The organism is Candidatus Thermoplasmatota archaeon (assembly GCA_018814355.1).
Classification (GTDB): domain Archaea; phylum Thermoplasmatota; class Thermoplasmata; order UBA10834; family UBA10834; genus COMBO-56-21.
This window is the reverse complement of the sequence record JAHIZT010000090.1, coordinates 1-3,624: the sequence shown is the minus strand read 5'-3', so window position 1 is coordinate 3,624 and position 3,624 is coordinate 1. Positions and strand designations below refer to the sequence as shown.

At 55.8% G+C, this 3,624-nt stretch carries 4 protein-coding genes; all 4 read right to left on the bottom strand.

The genetic code is table 11. The features are described from left to right. Positions 1–319 precede the first annotated feature (319 nt). Positions 320–817, bottom strand: a complete 498-nt coding sequence (locus KJ653_06620; protein ID MBU0685501.1) for a 3-isopropylmalate dehydratase small subunit — start codon at positions 815–817, stop codon at positions 320–322. Then, a complete protein-coding gene (locus KJ653_06615) occupies positions 814–2,076 on the bottom strand; it encodes a 3-isopropylmalate dehydratase large subunit (protein MBU0685500.1) in 1,263 nt (420 codons plus the stop codon). Before KJ653_06615 ends, KJ653_06620 begins: the two co-directional genes overlap by 4 nt. Before the next feature lie 246 nt (positions 2,077–2,322). Then, positions 2,323–2,856, bottom strand: coding sequence for a class I SAM-dependent methyltransferase (locus KJ653_06610; protein MBU0685499.1), 534 nt, complete (start codon positions 2,854–2,856; stop codon positions 2,323–2,325). A 368-nt stretch (positions 2,857–3,224) separates the two neighbouring features. Continuing rightward, positions 3,225–3,624: ATP-binding protein (locus KJ653_06605; protein ID MBU0685498.1), on the bottom strand; the 400-nt coding region annotated here is incomplete at its 5' end.

The following is a 3,624-nucleotide window of genomic DNA, read 5'->3' as shown; positions in this document are numbered from 1 at the left end:
GGATGGCAGGGGGTCTACGGTTCGACCCCGGCGCGTTCCAGCATGACGTTGTGATGATCCTATACGAGCCAGCGATGGCCGCACGGTCGGAGCCGAATGGAACGAGTTGCGATTGCGAGTTGACCTGAGTGTCACCACTTGATAATGCAACAGAACCGCAGACGTATGTTCAATGCCTGTGGGTCAACAATCGGATGATTGCATAGACTACTAAGAAGAGAATCAGGGCAATGCCGAACATGCCAAGGGGATCTTCAACAATCGCTCCTGCCATCGCTGATGCCGATCTCATCCAGGACACAATAGGATTGGGCCGAAATCACTCATTTCGGAGCTTGGCTTTGATGTAGGGAACAAGACCTCCGCTGTCAAGGATCTTCTTCACATGTTGAGGAATAGGGTCGAGGGTGATGGTACCCCTTCCATCTTCGGCGGTCAGAGAGGAGGATGTGATGTCAAGAATCGCGACCTCACCATCTCTTAGAGAATTCACGGCATCTGATGAAGTGACGACAGGCAAGCCGAGGTTGATCGCGTTTCTGTAGAATATGCGTGCAAACGACTTAGCCACGACCGCCGAAACACCTGCGTGCTTCAGAGCCGTCACCGCCTGTTCCCGGCTCGAGCCACAGCCAAAGTTGGCGCCCGCGACAATGATGTCCCCCTTCTTGACGCCAGATGCAAACTCCTTGTTAGCGCCTTCCATCGCGTGTGCAGCCAAGTGAGCAGGGTCGTAGCTATCGAGGTACTTGCCGGGGATGATGAGGTCTGTGTTCACGTCGTCACCAAACTTCCAGATACGGCCTCTGGCACTCATTCGAGGTACCTCCTGGGGTCGGTTATCTTACCACTAACGGCGCTTGCAGCAACGGTCGCTGGACTCGCGAGATATATTTCGGCCTGGTCTGAACCCATGCGCCCTCTGAAGTTTCTGTTACTAGATGAAATGCAAACCTCGCCATCTCCAAGGACGCCTTCGTGCGACCCAAGGCATGGCCCGCAGCCAGGAGGAAGAATCGTCCCTCCCGCTGAAATGAGAATCTGAGCAGCGCCGTTGTCGATAGCATCTCTGAGAACATTTCTGGAGGCAGGCGCCACTATGAGTCTGCACCCCGCCGAAACCTTTCTTCCCTTGAGTATCTTCGCGGCGGCGATGAGGTCCTCAAGCCTACCATTGGTGCACGTGCCTATGAACGCCTGATCGACCGCGATCCCTTCGACTTCCTCCACGCTCCTGGCGGCTTCCACCCTATGAGGTCCAGACACCATCGGCGGAAGCCGCGACACATCAAACACCTGGGTTGCCTCGAACACCGCATCAACATCTGAAGTCACGAAGTCTCGCGGCGCGAGGGCTAGGCCTCTGAACCACTCACTAGTCACAACATCTGGAGAGACAATGGCGGCCTTCGCACCCATCTCCATGGCCATGTTGCACAGAACCATGCGCCCCGCCATAGGGACGTCCTGGAACAAGCTCCCGGAGAACTCCACGCATTTGCAGTCCGCCCCGGACGGACCCAGCTGACGAACCAGGCTAAGGGATGCATCCTTTGCGCAGACGCCCTTGGAGAAATGTCCAGAGAGAATTATACGGATTGTCTCCGGTACCTTCAACCATAGGCCACCGATGGCCCAAACACCTGCCATCTCCGTGGCGCCAATCCCCGTCCCGAAAGCGCCCACCGCTCCTGCAGTCGTGGTGTGAGAGTCGGTACCAAGGAGCAGCTGTCCCGGTCGCGCCAGCCGCCCCTCCACCAGTATCTGATGGCAGATTCCTTCGCCGGAATCATAGAACCTCTTGATGCCATATTCGTGGACGAGCTTCCGGATCTTAGCATGGACGGAAGCGGTCTGAGCCGTGTTGGCCGGCGTCCTGTGGTCGAGCACGATGACGATCTTGTCCGGGTCCCATGGGCGCTTAAGCCCGAGCTCGGTGAACGCCTTGTTCACGAGAAAGGTGTTCTCGTGGGACATCACGAGATCGGGGGATGCCTCAACGACGGCTCCCGCTCTCGCCTCCGAATCCCCGGACGCTCTGCCGAGGACCTTCTCAGCAATCGTCTTTCCTGCCACTGCAGACTCGAACCAGGTTAGGCTATTTGATGATGCTGCATCCCGAACCGCAAGGGCCTAGCTCCTTTGATGAACCATTGTTTTGGTTAGAACCAGGATTCTGCACCATTGGATCGAGACATAGTCGCGAACTGGGAGCTGCATATTCCAGTGGGGTCGATTCCGACGACTGTGCAATGCGTGAGCTGAAGGCTCCAGCTCAGCGCAAATCGTTGTCAGGAAGGGGAGGATAGGCCTCCGACGCTGTCAGCCCTGTGACGAGGGCTTGCCGTCCCCCTTCTTCCTCAGGATCCAGATGCATTCACATCGGGTGCCGAACCGACAGTCGTAAGAGACGTCGATATTGAGGTAGTGTTTCATGTGCCACTTGAAGGGATTCCTGCGGCCGAACGAGAACGAGACCAGGTCGAAGATGACTACCGGGTCCAATCCGCCCCCAGGCTCCCTCACATGGCCAGTGTCTATGAACAGATCCATGGTGTGTTCGTCGAAGTATCGCACGTGGAAAGGGGCCGCGTTGAACCCTCTGGGAACCCTCACTTCACACATCCCGCCGGGCTTCACCATCCTGTGTATATCGATGAGGACGTCTTCCCATTGCGGCAGATGCTCGAAGACATGAGATGTTAGAACGTAGTCCACCGAGCCGTCCGGAAACGGCAAGGGGACTTTCGTGATGTCCAGCACCATGTCCACGCCATCATGCTGGCGCCAGTCGATGTTGACCCACCCGTCCGAACTCGGCCGGATGTCCTGACCACAGCCAAGGTTGAGCTTCATCTCGGGGGCACCGCCTTCAGAGGGATCCTAGACAGATGTCTTCCTGAATTTCCCTGGTCTGTAAATGCCGTCTTCTTCTTAGATGTTCCGGATTCCTGCACAGGGTTCCGCGAACTATGTTGGCTCGAACCCGATTATTCCATTTCAAAATGACGCGTTCTCCACGACAATGAGGAATCCAGCTCCGCCATGAACAATGGAACTGGTTCGGAATCAGAGCACTAGCTACTTTGACGATAGCTCGAAAAGGTATTTGAGCCTCGCCTCGGAAAAAACCATAGCGAAGGAAAAGAAGGAGTCTAGTTTCGTGCGATGATTGTTTGTCTGAGAAATGGCCAGGCTTTTGAGTTCACACATGCCTCCATGTGCTATTCGGCCTTTGCGAGAATCAGAACGACCTTCGTTCCCTTCGTCTGGTCGTCCAGGACTCTGTCGACGACGTACAACCTTCCTCCCACCTGCTCCGCCACAAGGGACATGAAACAGAGCGACGACGCTATACCCCTCGACAAGCGATGGGCATCATCAAAGGCTTCGGCCATGAAGCCATCTTTGACAAAATCAGGAATCCCTGGTCCGTTGTCGTCAACCTCGATTTTCCAATGGAGTCCCTCCTCGGGTCCCCCTTTTTCGGACACGGTCACATCAATCTCGACGGATTCAGCGACTGAGTGTTTCACCGCGTTGTCGAAGATCTCGCTGATCAGGACTTCGATATGGCCGGCTCCCACAGCCAGCATTGGTTTCTGGGCTGGCAAGACATACCTC